Raw genomic sequence first — 15570 nt, 5'->3', positions numbered from 1 at the left:
GCTCACGGACCCACGCTTCATGCTTCGAGAGCTGCGTTTCCCGGCGGGCTCGCCGATACCCGCGCCAGCCACCCGTCTCGATGTATCGCTGTACCGTCGTGCGCGAGCATCCCAGCTCCGCCGCGATCCGCCGCGTGCCCCACCCCAGCTTCTTGAGCCGCAGCATCGCAGTCACCTCGTCCGGTTCGAGCATCGCTTCTCTCCGCGCCAATCTCGCGGAGATCTTCGTACCTGTCTCAACGTCCATTAGTCCCTCCTAAGGTCTGAAAGGGGGACCAGTTTTAGGTGTCGCTACCGGACCAGTTTTACATGTCGCCTGACACACCAAGCCTGTCAGAAGCAGCACCAATCCTGCAACGATTGCCGCGTTGCGGGTCCTATCTGCGTCAGCAAGGCGTGCCGCGCCGAAACCGTCTGCCCCGCTGATCCCAAGACGCAACAACGCAAATCCATATGCGAAAAAAATAATAGCAAGCACGAGGTCGATCGGCGGGTGCCAACTTGTCCAGGAGGCGAAGCGCCGATGCTGCACACGCAAATCATAATGCAACACGTGCCATAGGTCGTGTGCGGCGGGCGGATATCACAGCATTCGAAAAGTGTTGGGCATGGGCTGATCCCAGACCTGCGCACTGACGCCTCGGACGTTCAGATCATTGGAAGCGACGCAAACTCTCCACTAGACGACGTAAGTCGGCAGCACGCCGGCTTTCCCTCGCCTTGAACCCATTTGAACCCGAGAGCCCCCCATGGCGAGTCTATAGGTGGTTCCAAGGATTGACGACGGGGACTCCTGCCGCCTCAAAGGGGCTTGTATCGCGTGTCGCGATTGCAAATCCCTTGGAGGCTGCAATAGCCGCAATATATCCATCAGGTGTCGGGAATCCCTTCCCCCCTGCTCGCGCGGTGGCCGCAAGGTCGGCATAGTGCCGAGCCGCCGCAGTGTCGAATGACAACACGCGATCGTCGAACAGTTCGAGCAGGCCATCAAGCGTGTCGGCCAACGCTTTTTTGCGCCGGCCTTCCGTGAGCGCAGCGATGCCAAACAGCAGTTCCGCCAGCGTTACACTGGACAGATACAAGGTTTCGGCTACCTGGTCATTCAACCAATTGCGCACAGCCAAATCCGGGGCCGGCTTCATCGCCTCCGAGACGACATTCGTGTCCAGGACGATCATTCAAACCTCATTGGCTCTGACGGCGCTTTGTCTCGCATCTGGTCGAACACTTCAAAATCATCATTGGTCAAGCCAATCCGCCCGCTCAACTCAGCCAAGGCATCCCCGATGCGAATACGCTGTTCGGGCTTTACCGCACGTTCCAGAATCTCGCGGACTTCCGCCTCTGTGCTACGGCCGTGATTTGCCGCCCGCACGCGCAAAGCGCGGTGCACTTCATCAGGTACATTTCGTACTGTCAGGATAGCCATAGTCAGACCCTCGCAGGCGCCTTCAATGACTGCAATATAGTTCCGATGCAGTCATTCCGCAAGTTTACCGCGGTCGACTGTCAACGTGTATACGGCGATGCAGGGTGTGCGCGGAATTACCAACTCCCGCGTTCCCTCAATTCGATCCGGGCGGCCGCTTTCCGGGAAAGTCGAGGAGACGCCGAACTGCACGCGCAATCTCCTCGTAGACGTACACTGACGCTTTCGGGTTTTCACTTTCAATGTAGCTGAAGATCGCGTCTCGATCGTCAAGCGCATAGTGCGCCCAGACAAGACTCATCGGTCGCCAGCCGCGGCCTTGAAGCCTTCTCGGTCGGGAAGGGCGTCTACCGGCCATTCTGGCCGGGGCTGCCCAATACCCGCCAGCAAATGTTTGTTGGAGAAAACGTCAAACAGAAATCAGCTGGGAAATCACTCTTTCGGTTCCATTGCGTCGCGCAAACCGTCGCCAAGGAAATTGACGGCCAGCACGGTGCAGAGAATTAGCAGGCCGGGCGGTATAGCAAGCCATGGCGCAACACTGAGCCAGGGTGATGCACTGTTCAGCAAGTTTCCCCATGTGGGAACTGGTGGCTGAATGCCAAAGCCCAGAAACGAGAGCGCCGATTCAAGCATGATGGCGCTTCCAACGGCAAGCGTTGCCGCCACGGTGATCGGGCCGATGGCATTGGGCAAGATATGCCGGAACATCAGCCGTGCACCCCCTGCCCCAAGTGCGCGGGCGGCCTCTACGAATTCGCGTTCGCGCAACGCGAGGAACTGGCTGCGCACCAGTCGTGCAGTTCCCATCCAGATCAGCATGCCGACGATAGCCACAAGCAGAGGCGGGTTCGGGCGGAAAAGCCCTGAGAGCAGCAGGACAAGCGGCAGCGTCGGGATCGACAGCATCACATCCGTAAACCGCATTAGCAGCATATCGGACAAACCGCGATAGAAGCCCGATAGTGCACCAACCAGCGTGCCTGCGATGGTTGCGATAATCGCGCCAGCAAGGCCGACAGCAAGGGAAACCCGCCCTCCGTATATTAAGCGGGTCATGACATCGCGACCGAGTTCATCGGTTCCAAGCCAGTGCTCTGCAGTCATCGGGCCGGGTGAACCGATCAAGGTGAAATCCTGACCATCAAAACTGTAGGGCGACAGGAATGGCCCAATGACAATAACAATCGTCATCAACAACAGAAAGGCGAGACTGGCGACCGCCAGCCGATGTTTAAGAAAGCGCCTGACAACGCGGCGGCTGTAGCTCTGCGGCGGCGCCAAGTGAGCCAGTTGCATCGTTGCGTCAACCATAGCGAATCCTTGGGTCGAGAGCGGCATAGGTCACATCGGCGATGATATTGGCCACGACAATGCCGACAGACCCCATCATCATTAGGCCCATCAGCATGGGATAGTCGCGACCATCCATGCTTTCCATGAACAGACGTCCGATGCCCGGCCATGCAAACACCGTTTCGGTGATGACGGCGCCTGAAATGACGGTGGCGAAGTCCACCGCGATGACGGTGACGGCCGGGATCATCGCGTTGCGCAATGCGTGCAGGATGATGACGCCCCGCTCGGAACGCCCCTTCGCATAGGCGGTGCGGATGTAATCCTGGTTGAGCACGTCGATCATGCCGGAGCGGATGAACCGGCTCCAACTGGCGATGGTCGCAAGCGACAGCACGGTGGCCGGCATAATGATATGGGCGAGCCGATCGAGGAACGAGCCATCACCGATTGACTTGTAGCCGGCAGACGGGAGCCAGCCGAGTTGCACGGAGAAGAGAAGCTGAAGCAGCAGCGCCAACCAGAAGACCGGGGTGGAAATGCCGGCAAACGACAGCATCGTCAGCCCGCTGTCGAGCTTCGAGCCGCGCCGGGCAGCACTGATGATTCCAAGAGGGACGGCGAGCAACAGCGAAATCAGAAGGGCGAGACCGCCAAGTTCGAGGGTTGGCCCCAGCCGCAGGACAATTTCGGTCAGGACTGGACGTCCGGTGCGGATGGAGTAGCCCCAGTCGCCAACCAGCATCGATTTCAGCCACATGACGTATTGCACAGGCGCGGGCTTGTCGAGGCCGTAGGCGACCGCGATCTGTTGCAGCGCCTCTTTGCTGACAGCCGGATTCTCGGCGTACATGTCGAGCGGGCCGCCGGGGGCCAGATGCACGATAGCAAACAAAATCAGCGAAATGCCGAGGAGCAGCGGGATGGCGCCGAGCAGACGGCGTAAAATGTAACCGAAATTCATGCCGTCTCCTGGTCAAAAGGAACGAGGCGTCCGGCCATTGAGACCGGGCGCCTCCGTTCATGTTAGCCCATGTACCATTCGGCCGTATGCACGAAATTGGTCATGTTCGTCGGGTTCGGCACGAAGTTCTTGAGCGCCGCGGTCTTGGCAATCAAGGCGACGTTGGTGGTCAAGGGGATCGAAGGCAGGTCCTCGGCCAGAATTTTCTGGAATTCCGCCGCAGCCTGCTTGCGGGCGGCGGGGTCCAGCGTCGTTTCGAATTTCGACAGGGCCGCATCGAGAGCGGGGTTGGAATAGGACTGGCCGTTGTTGGCACCGCCGGTGCCCCAGAACACCGAGTAGACCGGATCGGCAGAGGTGATCCAGCGACCGTAGATCAGGTCGTAGCCACCCTTGTAGCGCGCTTCGCGATAGGCGACGCCGGTCTGGTTGTTGGCAACGGCTTCAATGCCAATCGCCTTGAGCTGGGCGATGATCACCTGTTGGGCCAGCTCGTCGTCCGCCCGGCCCGCCTGGACCATGAAGGCATAGGACAAGCGCTCGCCGTTCTTTTCGCGCACGCCGTCGGAGCCCGGAGCATAGCCCGCCTCGTCGAGGATCTTGTTGGCGGCTGCGACATTGTAGGCAATTTCCGGCGTGTTCGGATCATAGAATTCGAACACCGGCACCACCGGCGATTTGATCGGTTCCGGGAAGCCGCCCTGCGCCTTGCTTAGCACGGTGCGGTCGATAGCAGCCGCGATGGCCTTGCGAACATTGATGTCGGCCAGCGACGGGCGCTTGAAATTGAAATCGAGATGCTGCCAGGACAAGAGCGGCCCCTTGACCATTTCGATGCCGGAAATGCCCTCGACCTGCTTGGCCTGGCTGTAGGGTGTCGATACGACCAGGTTGACTTCGCCGGATTTCAGCTGGGTAATCAGCGTGTTGGTGTCCGGGATCATCTTGAAAATGATCTTGTCGAGATAAGGCAGCGCATCACCCTTCTCGCTCTTTGCCCAATAGTCATCGAAACGCTCGGTCACCACGTATTGGCCGCGCACGAACTCCGTCACCTTGAACGGGCCGGTGCCCACAGGAGTTTCGTTGTAGGAGGACGTGTTGAGATCGGTGCCTTCCAGCAGGTGCTTGGGGAAGATGCCGAAGGTGAAGAGAGTGGAGGCAAAGGTCGGCAGTATGGAGTTGTAGTGAACCACGACGGTCAGGTCGTCCGGGGTTTCGATGCTGGCCACCTCGGCGGAACCGTCCTTGGATTCAGCTTTGAACGCCGGGTCCTTGACCGCTTCCCAGGTGTATTTCACGTCGGCTGACGTAAAGGGTTTGCCGTCGTGCCACTTCACACCGGGACGGAGCTTGTAGGTCACCGTCATCGTCTTGCCGTCGGCCGCCACGACAATGCCGCCATTCTCGATGGTCGGCACTTCGGTTGCGAGCACCGGCACATATTTCGCATGCTGATCCGGCGCGAGAAGTCCCTCGACGACGGCCGCCTGTGCATCCCCCAGAAAGCCGGTCGAGTACACGTTCATCGTGTCGATCTCGTAGGTCAGGCCCACCGTCAACGTACCGCCCTTCTGCTGCGCGAAGGCCGGAAACGCATGCATCGTGGCAAGGGTCGCAGTACCAGCAAGTATCGCCTGAAGTGCTGCGCGACGGGTCAGTTCAAATGTCATGGGATCGTCCTCTCTTTTGCCCTTGCGGGCGTTCCCTATTCGCCGGCTGTGTTGGATCGGCCGGTCGTTAAGTTTTCAGTAGCCCAGCGTGCGATCGACAATGTGTGGCAATTTTTCACCGCGTTCGAAGCGTCGGATGTTTTCGGCCATCTCCTTCACGGCAGCATCTGCATGCGTGGGAGCGGCGACGTGCGGCGAGAGCAGGACTTTCGGATGCCGCCACAGCGTGTCTTCAGCTGGCAGCGGCTCGATGCGGAAAACATCGAGAGCCGCGCCGCTGATATGTCCGCCGTCAAGGGCTCCGATCAGGTCCGCATCCACGACGTGGCCACCACGGGCACCGTTGATGAAGAACGCGCCCTTGGCCAACGCCGCCAGCACCTTTGCATCCACAATATCGGCGGTTTCGGCGGTCATCGGCAGGAGATTGACGAGAATATCGGCGCCGCTGACCGCATCCATGAGTTTGTCGCGGCCGGCGAAGCTCCGCGCTCCCTCGATCGCCCGGCCGGACCGGCTCCAGCTACGGGTCTTGAAGCCGAAACGAACGAAATGCCGGGCAACCTCGGAACCAAGTGCGCCCGCGCCCAGGATCGTCACCGTGCGCTCGCGGGCCAGTTTCTCCGCGCAGGGTGCCCATTCGCCCTTTGCCTGAAGATCCTTGTAGACCAACAAATTGCGATGCCATGCCAGCGCCTGCGCCAAAACCCATTCGCACATGCCCTCGGCAAGGCCATCATCGACCAGGCGAACGATCGGCAAATGCCCGGGCACTTCGCCGCTGGCCAGCAGGTGTTCGATCCCGGCATTGAGGCTTAACACCAGCTCAAGCCCCGGCACCGCAGCAATGACGCCCGGCAGGGGTCGTCCAACGACGATATAGGGCACAGGACCGTCGTCCGTCTTGGGTTGTTCGGTCGTGACGACGTGGCTCGGAAGCTCTTTCCGAAACAGGGTTGCCATGTGCTCAGGGTTGCCGCGAGAGGCGATAAATATCCGTTTCATGGGCCACAGCATGGTGCGTCATGAAGGCATCGTGCAATGCCCGAAAAAATCCACTTTGACCGCATTTTAACTCATGCATGAGTCTGGGCGACAATGGGCAAAAAAATACCCCGAATTGCCAATTTCCTGAGCAATTACGGGGTAGGCTGGCTAAAAATAGCCGGGGGATCGGCGCGAAAAATAAGGCTGATCTATTCTCTCAAGTTAAGTTCGTCCGCTCGAAGGCAGGCCACCGAGTGGCGATCACCGCGCGCCTCCAGAGCCGGCACGGCCCCAGCGCATTTTTCGATGGCGAAAGGACATCGGGTGCGAAACACGCAGCCGGAGGGTGGGTTGATCGGACTGGGCAAGTCACCTTTCAGCGTGATGCGGCTTCGGCGCACGCGCGGATCCGGCACCGGCGCCGCATCCAGCAACGCACGCGTATAGGGGTGGAGGGGTTTAGCATAGAGATCTGCGGCCGTCGCAGTTTCCATGATCTTGCCGAGGTACATGACGATGACGCGATCGCAGAGAAACTCGATAACGGACAGATCGTGGCCGATAAACAGGATCGACAGCCCAAGCTCTTGCCTCAGATCCTGCAGCAGGTTGATGATCTGCGCCTGGATCGAAACGTCAAGCGCGGAAACCGGTTCATCGGCGACGATGAATTGCGGATTGACGGCAAGCGCGCGCGCAATGCCGATACGCTGACGTTGCCCTCCGGAAAACTCATGCGGAAACCGTGCTGCCGCCGAACGAGGCAAGCCGACTTTTTCCAGCAGGTCGCCGACCCGGTCCGGACGCTCCTTCCGGGTGCCGATGTTGTGGAGCAGAAGCGCCTCGCCAATGATCTGGCCCACGCTCATGCGCGGATTGAGACTGGCATAGGGGTCCTGGAAAATGATCTGCATCTGACTGCGCAGCGCTTTGAGCTGTGCGGGCGCAAGACCCGTCACGTTGCCACCATCGAAGCTGACAGAACCGCCGGTCGGCTCGACCAGTCGCAGGATCGAACGGCCGAGCGTTGACTTTCCGGAGCCAGACTCTCCGACCAGCCCGACAACCTCTCCTTTCGCGACCTCGAAGCTGACGCCATCGACGGCGCGGATGACGACGCCCGGTTTGAACATTGACTTGCCGATCTCGAAATGCACTTTCAGATCGGAAACCTGGAGCAGGGCTTCAGCCATTCATTTCGCTCCATCTCAGACAGCGCGCGCCGTGATCCGGGCTCACCATGAAAACCGGAGGGACCGCGGCTCGGCACGCATCGAGCGCCCAGTGACAGCGCGGATTGAAATCGCAGCCGGTTGGTGGATTGCGCGGGTCGACGACACTGCCGGGAATGGCTTTCAAGCGGGCAACCTGCCCTGCCGCGCGTGCCGCGTGATCGACCTGCGGCATGCTGGCCAGCAGGCCTTTGGTGTAAGGGTGGCTCGGCCGGTCGAACAATTCGTTGACGTCGGCGCTTTCGACAATGCGTCCGCCATACATGACAGCGACGCGATCGGCGATTTCGGCGACGACGCCCAGATTGTGGGTGATGAACAGGATACCCATGCCAATCTCTCGCTGCAGGCGGCGCATCAGCTCCAGAATCTGCAGTTGAACGGTGACATCCAGCGCCGTGGTGGGCTCGTCCGCAATCAGCAGCGCCGGATTGCAAGCTAGCGCCATCGCGATCATCACACGCTGGCGCATGCCACCGGACATCTGGTGCGGATAGATGTCGGCGCGTCGCGCCGGTTCGGGAATTTCCACCAGCATCAGCATCTCTATCGCCCGCTTCCATGCCTGCGAACGGGTCAGTCCTTGATGCAGTAGCGCCGCCTCAGCGACCTGCGTTCCGACTTTTTGGGTGGGGTTGAGGCTGGTCATCGGCTCCTGAAAGATCATCGAAATTTCGTTGCCGCGAACGCCCCGCATGGTTTTTTCCGGCAGTTGGGCCAGATCGCGCACCACGCCGTCGCGCCCGCGGAACAGGATTTCGCCAGACGCGATGCCGCCGATCGCAGGCGGGATCAGCCGCATGACAGAGAGGCTGGTCACGGATTTTCCCGACCCGCTTTCGCCCACGACGGCAACGGTCTGCCCCTGCTCAATCTTCAGGTCGACGCCCTTGACCGCCTGCACGATGCCGCTCTCCGTGCGAAATTCGGTGACGAGGTTGCGTATCTCCAGCAGGGGTTCAGCCATCAGTTCAATTGCCCCGCGCGTTGCATCTCTTCAGCGATCCACGCAAGCGGCACATGGCCGTAGCTCAGCAGCGCATCATGAAAGCCAATCGTATCCCCTTTCCATCGGCCGCGCAGCGTTTTGATGCCTTCGACGCCGATCCAGTACATCAGCCGCGAGCCAGGCAGCATGGAATTACGAACCACCTCGCCCTCGACACGAGCCGGTGCGAAGCCCGCCTTGTCGCGGTAGAAGGCCATGGCCTCCGCCATGCTCCAGTCCCCGAGATGCAATTTGACATCGACAAGGACGCTCGCCGCGTTTCTGCGCTCGTACTGCTTGAGGAGCAAGATTTCGGCCGGTTCATAAAAGTCCGGCGCTTCCATCAAAAGGTCTTCAACGTAGCATGCCCATCCTTCAATCAGCGTACCGGAACCGAGAAACGCAAGCCCCAGAGCGCAATCGGTACCGGCAATGCGTGCGAGGTGCGACTGGGCGGAGCGGGCGCGGGTGTTCTGCGTGTGGTGGCCGACGCTGCCATGATGCACGGAGTGGATCGTCTTGACCATGGCCGTGTTGCTTCCGCGCAGAAAGGTGTCGAAATCGTCACCTGGGGGCGTCACCCAATAGACGCTGCCCTGACCGGGGTTGAGGCCGGGCGGAGATCTGTAGAATAGGAAATAGAGGGACTGATTGATCTTGCGGAAGCACGGCGCCATCCAACGGTACTCGAGCCCATACTCCTGTGCCGGCGTCACCAGCGCTGCGCCATCTTTTCGCGCGGCGGCGTCGTGGTGCCGATAGCTTTCGATTACGGCTTCAGCGTCGGCTGGATGATCGTCGGACAGGCCGGCAATCAATTCCTGCCAGCTTTTTTCCGGATCGATGGACTTTGCCATTTCAACCAGTTCGTCGCCGATTCGATCGAAGGCCTCTTCGGCCCTTTTCACCGCTTCGCGCGGACCGAAATCGAGGCCATGGACCGTATTCATCAAAAGCGACAGATAGTCTCCGCCGCAAGCCGGATCGTCATCGACAATATCCGTGAGGCCAGATGCGAAGGTGTCGAACGCTGCTGCTGCGGTATCAGCGGGCGCGGCCCATTGTGCGGAGAATTCGTCGTGCAGTCGAATCTCAATACGCAGGAATTCCGCCATCGCGCGCGCCTCGCGCCGGGCGCGCGCCGTCCACCCAAATGGAGCAGTTTTTCCCTTCAGCCGTTCCAGGGCTGACGTCAGGAATGCCGGCAGAGAATTGAGGCGGGCAATCAGTCCATCCTGCCGGACCGGCGCCGACTGGGGAAGTAGCAGGGAAACAATCGCGAAAGCTGCCTCGCCGGAAAACCAGGCCGGATTGGAAAAACGTGGACGAGATGTCGCGGCTGCCTTCTGCAAGGCGAGCTCCGCCAGGATCATTCTGCGGTCCAGACGATCGCCCAAGGCCTCAGGTTCGGCCGTGTCGGCAAGCCGGCGCTCAAGAGAGGCGATACCCGCCAATTCCTCAGTCAGCGTTTCCGGCCCACAGGGCGGCATACGGTCGTCATGGTTCCTATTGCCCATGAACGTCGCATCCACAGGGTGATAGGTCCAGTGGTGCCTAAGGAAGGCGTCGACCACCGACGGATCGTAACGACACTGCGTCATGCGCCGTTACCCGGCAGATTAACCCAGCGGCGTTCAAAGTGGGCCTGAATGATCGCGTCCACGATTTCCTGGCTCTTGGCGCCATCATAGAATGTGCATTCCTGAGGCCGATCTTCGAGGATTTCATCGACGAAGAAGCGCACGAGGTTGCGATAGTAAAGCTCGGGCCACGGCATACTGAGCGTGGTGCCGGGCGGTAGGGCCGAGGCGCCGACATCGTAGGGAATGAACTCGACGGCTTCTGCCTTAGCCAACTTCAGCGTCTCCGCCGTGCCGAACTCGGAGATCAACCGGGCGACGGCCGCCCCTTTGGAACCATAGACGCGAAGTTCCACGCCGGGATAATTGCCGACCGCGACATAGCTCGTCTGCAACAGACCCTGCGCACCGCTCGCATATTCGACAAGTGCGACAGCACCGTCTTCAACCTTGATCTTCTGCAGCCCCTCTTCTCCCCGTACGATACGTTCGGGAATGAAATTCTTCATGGTGGAGGCCACTGAGGCGAACTCGCCTCCCAACCAACGCATCAGATCGATAAGATGGGAACCGTATCCGACAATAGAGGCCGGAATGAGCGAGTTGCGATCGATACCCGGCGTGATCTGACGCAGTGGCTCGTGCGGATCCAGCCATTGGCTGTTCTGCTCGAAACCGTGGATATGAAAAATCTCGCCCAGCGTGCCGTCGTCGATCCATGCCTTGATCTGGCGGATCGCCGGCGAATAGCGGAAGGTAAAGCCGAGCTTGGTGCGCACACCAGCCGCATCGGCCTTGGCAGCAGCCTCGAACGCTGGAGCAGCAAGCGTATGGAGCGGCTTTTCCGAGAGCACATGCTTGCCGCCTGCGATGGCAGCGAGGCTCAGCGGCAGATGCGTATGCGTCGGTGTGCAGACGTCCACCATCTGCACGTCCGGATCGGCGATGAGCTTTTCAGGGTCGGTATAGATTTTCCGCGCCCCGTATTTTTCGGCCATCGCCTTGGCGCGGTCGCCATCCACGTCGCAAACCGCGATCAGGTCGACGCGCTCATGCGCGTTGTAACCGGGGAGATGGGCCTTGTCGGCCCAGGTATGTGCGCCGATCAGTCCGACGCCGAGCTTGGTGGTCATGGGAGGGTCTTTCCGATTGAGGCAATATAAGCTTCGAGTTCATCGAAATTGTGGAAACCAAGGTCTCGCTTGCCGTCCTCGATCTCGTAGATCATCGAAAACAGTTTCTCATTCAGCCTTGTGTCGGCGCCCGTCTTCTTGCCGAAGTCGATGAGCTTGCCGCTGGACGAGCGGGTTTCCGAAGGGCGTTTGCGATAGACAATGTCCCACCAGATGCCCGAACCCTTCTTCTTGAAGTTGTGTGCGGGCTTGGTGTCCTGATCCTTCTTCAACAGCCAGATGGCATGATTGATGTTGGCCAGAAGCCTCTGGGTATCCGCGGCCGTCTTCACCCGATAGTTTGACGGATCGAAGAAATCGAAGGCCTGTACATCGATGCCGTTGGCATCGGCAATCTCCAGCGCTTCCTTGACGACTGCGCCGGCAATGCGCGCATAGCGCTCGACGCCGAGTGTGTCCCGGATTTTCGCGTCAGCAAGGGCGGAGAACACCACCTGCGAGGCATAGACTTCCTTGGCCCAGATCTGACCCCAGATGTGGGTTGAATATTGCACCTCGGTCAAAGCACTCAACGCTTTGCCAAGAGCCTTGAGGCGCGGTGTCATCTCGCCATTCAGCTCACCGAGCTGGATAGGGCCCTCATGCACGAATTCCACATAACCGGGATCGACCAGCGCGCCGCCATAGTTCGGGATCGATCCCATGACGATCCTCTCCCCGGGCAATCCCGCCTCGTTGAGCGCGGCGATCATGTCCGGCTCGTTGAAGCCGTTCTGGAAGGAGACAACGCAGCTGTCGGCGTTGAGTAGAGGAATGATCTGCTTCAGCGCCTCAACAGCGTGCTGCGACTTGGTCGCAATCAACACTGTTCCGAGTTCGCCCGTCAGTTGGTCCGGCGTCGCAGCCTTGACGGGAACGGTCATCTCGCCGCGTACGCCGTCGATGAACAGGCCCTTCTCATCGAGTGCAGCAACATGTTCGACCCAACGATCGACCAGAAGCACCTCGTGCCCGGCCTTTGTCATATACGCTCCGGCAAGACCGCCGATGGCGCCGGATCCGAGAATGGTGATCTTCATGGATCAACCCTTTTCAATTACGGTTTGCGGAAACATTTCGAGGCTCTGTGGGCTGTTGGCATGGCTATAAAGCGCCTCCAGGAACAACGGCCACTGGTCCTTGCTGACCCGTTCGCGCACGCGGCGAACACTTTCGTTGCCGGCCCAATAGGATGCGATGAACGGTCCACGGAACGGGTGGGCCGCCATGCGCAGCCTTCCTTGAACCCAGGCTTCCTGCCCCATGGCGGTACTACGCAGATACCCCGCCACGTACTCACGCGGCAGCCCCTCGACCATCAGCATCCAGGCTGCACTCGTCTGGGCGGCGGAGCGGACGCGACGAAGCTCCATATGAATTTCGTCATCCTCGTCCTCGATGAAATCGATGAGGTGGATACCCTGATCGCCGATGCCTTCCTGCACGCAGCCGGTGATCGCATCGGTTGTGATCAGCAGCGCATCGGCCGGCGCTTTGCCGGCATCGAACGCTGCCTTGGTGGACAGCAATTGGGTCGAATGGCCCGGATAGACCTCATGGCAGACAAGATGCTTGAGGGCGGCCCGCGTGAAGCTCAAATCGAAATTGAGATCCATCTTCCCTTCGTTGAAAGAACAACGCGCCGTGTAGAACATGCCGCGCACGGGATTGAGCACCATGTCGTAGTCCCCAGTGTCGAAGACCAGGCTATCGGTTCGCGCTTTCGCTTCGGCCATCAGATCCCGAAACACCGTTTCGATCTGATCTGTCGGTACGGCGCGCGCCTCCTCCCAACTCTGGACCCGTTCAGCCAGCGAACCCCGGACGAATCCCGCCTTGCGCAGCAGCGCATCGGCCCTGGCACGGGCATCCTCGATCAACGCCGCGTCCTCGCGTCCGGCGGGCGCGCCGACCAGATCGGTAACCTTTTCCTCGAAGGATGGGCTCGCGCCTGACAGCATCTTTACGGCAACCCGCACCGACTTGAGCATGCCCTGCAGAAAGACCCTGCGTGGTCCAGCGGGCAAGGCGGCGACCTCCGGGTCGAGCCGGGCGAGGTCGGCGCGAATGGCTTCGCGGTCATCGTAGTGTCGGGCGTCAACTAGGCCATCGCCCAGATAGATAGGAACAAGGCCGTCGCCGCCGAGCAGGCTGCCCTGAGCGGGCATGCTGCGTTCAAGCGCATCGATACCCATCGTGATCGCGGTCAGCTCTCTGCCGATTTCAAAAGAATTCATTTGTATCTCGATCTCAGTCACAGCCGCCGCGGCCGGGAATATCAGTGTTCAAAGATGGCGTCGGGGTTCTTGAAGGACTTGAACTCCAGGGCGTTGCCAGCCGGGTCCTTCAGAAAGAATGTTCCCTGCTCGCCCGGTTCGTCCTGGAAGCGCACTTTAGGCTCCATGACAAAGGGGTAGCCGTCCGTGCGTAAACGCGCGATCAGACCATTCCAGGTGTTCCAGGGAAGCACCGCGCCAAAATGATGCAACGGCACCATGTCATTGCCGACCTTGGACGTTGCCGTCGACTTGGGATCTCTGTTGAGATGCGCTGAAATCTGGTGCCCGAAAAAATCGAAATCGATCCAGTTTTCAGCTTCGCGGCCGACCTTGCAGCCAATGATTTCGCCGTAAAAGCGACGGGCGGCTTCCTTGTCGTCGATGGCGAATGCCATATGGAAAGGGATCATGCTGAACACCTTTTCGGTGATTGGCCTATGGGGTAGCCGATGCTCTTGCGGGCGGCTCTGGCAGAAAAGCTATCTTCTTGACCGGAGTCCGCAAGGCGCATAAAGATCGCAATTCCATGACTTGAAGGAATGTAAAATCGTGCGTGGCCGCCTTTTGCCTTCACTCAACGCTATAAGAACGTTTGAAGCCGTCGCCCGACACAATAGCTTCACCCGCGCCGCGGAGGAGTTGAACGTCACCCAGAGCGCCGCCAGCCGGCTCGTTCGCAGTCTTGAAGAATATCTGCAGGTGGCGCTGTTCACGCGCCAAAGCCGCCGGATCGAACTGACTGATCAGGGGCGCTTCTACAATACACTGCTGCGCGACGCGCTCGATCTGATCGAGGCGGGCACTGTCGAGCTGATCTCGTCGAAGGAGGGCAAGGGGACCCTGTCGATCGGCATGTTGCCGACCTTCGGCACCCGTTGGCTGTTGCCACGCCTACCTACCTTCCAGGAACAGCATCCAGAGATAGACCTGAACATCGTCTCCAGTGATGGCGAACTGGATTTCACAAAGGAGCGGATCGATGTCGCTATCCGCTTCGGCCACGGCAATTGGACGGATGCAATTATCGATCCTTTGATGAGCGAGGAGATACAGGTCGTCTGCAGTCCCAAGCTCATGGCGGGCAAACATCCTATCACCAGCTATGAGGCACTGCGCTTTCATCGCCTGATCCGTCACTCGACGCGACCCAACAGCTGGGAGCACTGGTTTCGCTCGGTCGGCGCACATCGCGACGACCTGCAGTGGGGGCCAAGCATCGAGCATTTCTTCATGATCATCCAGGCAGCTATCGCGGGTCTCGGCGTCGCTCTCTTGCCAACCTTTTTGATCGAAGAGGATATTCGCGCCGGCAACCTGATTGCGCCATTCAGTGACCGAATTTCTGGACCAGGAGCCTACTATCTCGTCACGTCCGCAGCCAAGAGCGAACTCCCGCGCGTTAAAACGTTCCGAAGCTGGTTGCTGAGCCAACTGGCATAGATTCCGCTGCCAGCCTGACATTCTCGTGGGAAACAGACGACGTAGGAGTTTCGCAAAGTCGGGAGGGCCGGACGTTGGGTGCATCACCAATGGCCGGACGAGCCGAAGGCGAGAATCGTTTCGATACGGGTTGAAGACGAACCACCTGTCTTCGTGGGGGACGATGGCGAGGCGGAGCAAGCTGGTGTTGCCCGCAATAACATTCTCGCTGACCGCATGCTCCGTGAAATGCTCGGGTGCGATGATCTGAACCCTGCCAGCCTTCACGTCGGCCTCACCGACGATGCCCCGGACGCTGCCGTAATGGTCGACGTGCGAGTGGCTGTAGACAACCGTGACGATCGGCTTTTCACCCAGATTGGCAGACACGAGCTCACCGATGCGGCGACCGTTCGTGTTGGTGACGAAAGCCGTGTCTGAGGTGCAATTCGTCAATATCTTTGCAGCTGCGCCGAGCGTCGTTCCGGATTTAATGAGCGGCAGCGATCTGTTTTCCGACCGGGAACTTTCTTGCATTGCTCCCGGTTCCC

General features: G+C 59.6%; 15 protein-coding genes and 2 pseudogenes. 1 reads left to right on the top strand and 16 read right to left on the bottom strand.

The annotated features are described in order from the left end of the window. The 15 genes and pseudogenes from BLU15_RS21195 to BLU15_RS21125 form a co-directional block, all read right to left on the bottom strand. A partial coding sequence (locus BLU15_RS21195; protein WP_177235794.1) for a helix-turn-helix domain-containing protein occupies positions 1 to 193 on the bottom strand: 193 nt, incomplete at its 3' end. 565 nt (positions 194 to 758) lie between these two features. Then, positions 759 to 1178, bottom strand: a complete 420-nt coding sequence (locus BLU15_RS21190) for a type II toxin-antitoxin system VapC family toxin (protein WP_090297811.1) — start codon at positions 1176 to 1178, stop codon at positions 759 to 761. Continuing rightward, positions 1175 to 1429 carry a FitA-like ribbon-helix-helix domain-containing protein gene (locus BLU15_RS21185; RefSeq protein ID WP_090297808.1) on the bottom strand — a complete coding sequence of 85 codons (255 nt, stop codon included), beginning with the start codon at positions 1427 to 1429 and terminating at the stop codon, positions 1175 to 1177. The genes BLU15_RS21190 and BLU15_RS21185 overlap by 4 nt, the downstream gene beginning before the upstream one ends. Before the next feature lie 51 nt (positions 1430 to 1480). Next, a pseudogene (locus BLU15_RS39030) lies at positions 1481 to 1730 on the bottom strand (type II toxin-antitoxin system RelE/ParE family toxin). Positions 1731 to 1861: 131 nt separating this feature from the next. Beyond that, on the bottom strand, positions 1862 to 2743 hold the full coding sequence (locus BLU15_RS21175; RefSeq protein ID WP_060529948.1) for an ABC transporter permease: 882 nt from the start codon (positions 2741 to 2743) through the stop codon (positions 1862 to 1864). Further along, on the bottom strand, positions 2736 to 3689 hold the full coding sequence (locus tag BLU15_RS21170; RefSeq protein ID WP_060529949.1) for an ABC transporter permease: 954 nt from the start codon (positions 3687 to 3689) through the stop codon (positions 2736 to 2738). The genes BLU15_RS21175 and BLU15_RS21170 overlap by 8 nt, the downstream gene beginning before the upstream one ends. Positions 3690 to 3751: 62 nt before the next feature. Next, entirely contained in the window at positions 3752 to 5362 is a 1611-nt protein-coding gene (locus BLU15_RS21165) for a peptide ABC transporter substrate-binding protein (protein ID WP_090297802.1), read from the bottom strand. Between the two features lie 75 nt (positions 5363 to 5437). Then, the gene (locus BLU15_RS21160) at positions 5438 to 6379 is read right to left on the bottom strand and encodes a 2-hydroxyacid dehydrogenase (RefSeq protein ID WP_090297799.1); all 942 of its coding nucleotides are present in this window, start codon (positions 6377 to 6379) and stop codon (positions 5438 to 5440) included. 179 nt (positions 6380 to 6558) lie between these two features. Beyond that, positions 6559 to 7542, bottom strand: coding sequence for an ABC transporter ATP-binding protein (locus tag BLU15_RS21155; RefSeq protein ID WP_090297796.1), 984 nt, complete (start codon positions 7540 to 7542; stop codon positions 6559 to 6561). Then, entirely contained in the window at positions 7535 to 8551 is a 1017-nt protein-coding gene (locus tag BLU15_RS21150; protein ID WP_200953539.1) for an ABC transporter ATP-binding protein, read from the bottom strand. The genes BLU15_RS21155 and BLU15_RS21150 overlap by 8 nt, the downstream gene beginning before the upstream one ends. Next, positions 8548 to 10143 carry a DUF885 family protein gene (locus BLU15_RS21145; RefSeq protein ID WP_210187456.1) on the bottom strand — a complete coding sequence of 532 codons (1596 nt, stop codon included), beginning with the start codon at positions 10141 to 10143 and terminating at the stop codon, positions 8548 to 8550. The genes BLU15_RS21150 and BLU15_RS21145 overlap by 4 nt, the downstream gene beginning before the upstream one ends. A 23-nt stretch (positions 10144 to 10166) precedes the next feature. Next, the gene (locus BLU15_RS21140) at positions 10167 to 11282 is read right to left on the bottom strand and encodes a Gfo/Idh/MocA family protein (protein WP_090297790.1); all 1116 of its coding nucleotides are present in this window, start codon (positions 11280 to 11282) and stop codon (positions 10167 to 10169) included. Then, positions 11279 to 12361: a ketopantoate reductase family protein gene (locus BLU15_RS21135; protein ID WP_060529956.1), complete on the bottom strand. Its 1083-nt coding sequence runs from the start codon at positions 12359 to 12361 to the stop codon at positions 11279 to 11281. Before BLU15_RS21135 ends, BLU15_RS21140 begins: the two co-directional genes overlap by 4 nt. Positions 12362 to 12364: 3 nt before the next feature. Continuing rightward, on the bottom strand, positions 12365 to 13579 hold the full coding sequence (locus BLU15_RS21130; RefSeq protein WP_210187455.1) for a hypothetical protein: 1215 nt from the start codon (positions 13577 to 13579) through the stop codon (positions 12365 to 12367). Between the two features lie 20 nt (positions 13580 to 13599). Next, complete coding sequence (locus BLU15_RS21125) at positions 13600 to 13995, bottom strand: VOC family protein (protein WP_244546793.1); 396 nt, start codon at positions 13993 to 13995, stop codon at positions 13600 to 13602. Positions 13996 to 14149: 154 nt separating this feature from the next. Between BLU15_RS21125 and gcvA the strand changes: the two genes are divergently transcribed. Next, positions 14150 to 15040: a transcriptional regulator GcvA gene (gcvA, locus tag BLU15_RS21120; protein ID WP_162253364.1), complete on the top strand. Its 891-nt coding sequence runs from the start codon at positions 14150 to 14152 to the stop codon at positions 15038 to 15040. A gap of 123 nt (positions 15041 to 15163) precedes the next feature. Here gcvA and BLU15_RS40770 read toward each other — a convergent pair. After that, positions 15164 to 15556 (bottom strand): annotated as a pseudogene (locus BLU15_RS40770) (MBL fold metallo-hydrolase); the annotation flags it as partial. Positions 15557 to 15570 lie beyond the last annotated feature (14 nt).

The sequence above is a fragment of the Ensifer sp. YR511 genome (assembly GCF_900103045.1).
GTDB lineage: Bacteria > Pseudomonadota > Alphaproteobacteria > Rhizobiales > Rhizobiaceae > Ensifer > Ensifer adhaerens.
Note: the sequence above shows the minus strand (reverse complement) of the source record. Positions and strands in the feature narration are given on the sequence as shown.

Coding starts and splice junctions, on each gene's coding strand:
- BLU15_RS21190 (WP_090297811.1), bottom strand. CDS start 1,178: ATGATCGTCCTGGACACGAATGTCGTCTCGGAGGCGATGAAGCCGGCC.
- BLU15_RS21185 (WP_090297808.1), bottom strand. CDS start 1,429: ATGGCTATCCTGACAGTACGAAATGTACCTGATGAAGTGCACCGCGCT.
- BLU15_RS21175 (WP_060529948.1), bottom strand. CDS start 2,743: ATGGTTGACGCAACGATGCAACTGGCTCACTTGGCGCCGCCGCAGAGC.
- BLU15_RS21170 (WP_060529949.1), bottom strand. CDS start 3,689: ATGAATTTCGGTTACATTTTACGCCGTCTGCTCGGCGCCATCCCGCTG.
- BLU15_RS21165 (WP_090297802.1), bottom strand. CDS start 5,362: ATGACATTTGAACTGACCCGTCGCGCAGCACTTCAGGCGATACTTGCT.
- BLU15_RS21160 (WP_090297799.1), bottom strand. CDS start 6,379: ATGCTGTGGCCCATGAAACGGATATTTATCGCCTCTCGCGGCAACCCT.
- BLU15_RS21155 (WP_090297796.1), bottom strand. CDS start 7,542: ATGGCTGAAGCCCTGCTCCAGGTTTCCGATCTGAAAGTGCATTTCGAG.
- BLU15_RS21140 (WP_090297790.1), bottom strand. CDS start 11,282: ATGACCACCAAGCTCGGCGTCGGACTGATCGGCGCACATACCTGGGCC.
- BLU15_RS21135 (WP_060529956.1), bottom strand. CDS start 12,361: ATGAAGATCACCATTCTCGGATCCGGCGCCATCGGCGGTCTTGCCGGA.
- BLU15_RS21125 (WP_244546793.1), bottom strand. CDS start 13,995: ATGGCATTCGCCATCGACGACAAGGAAGCCGCCCGTCGCTTTTACGGC.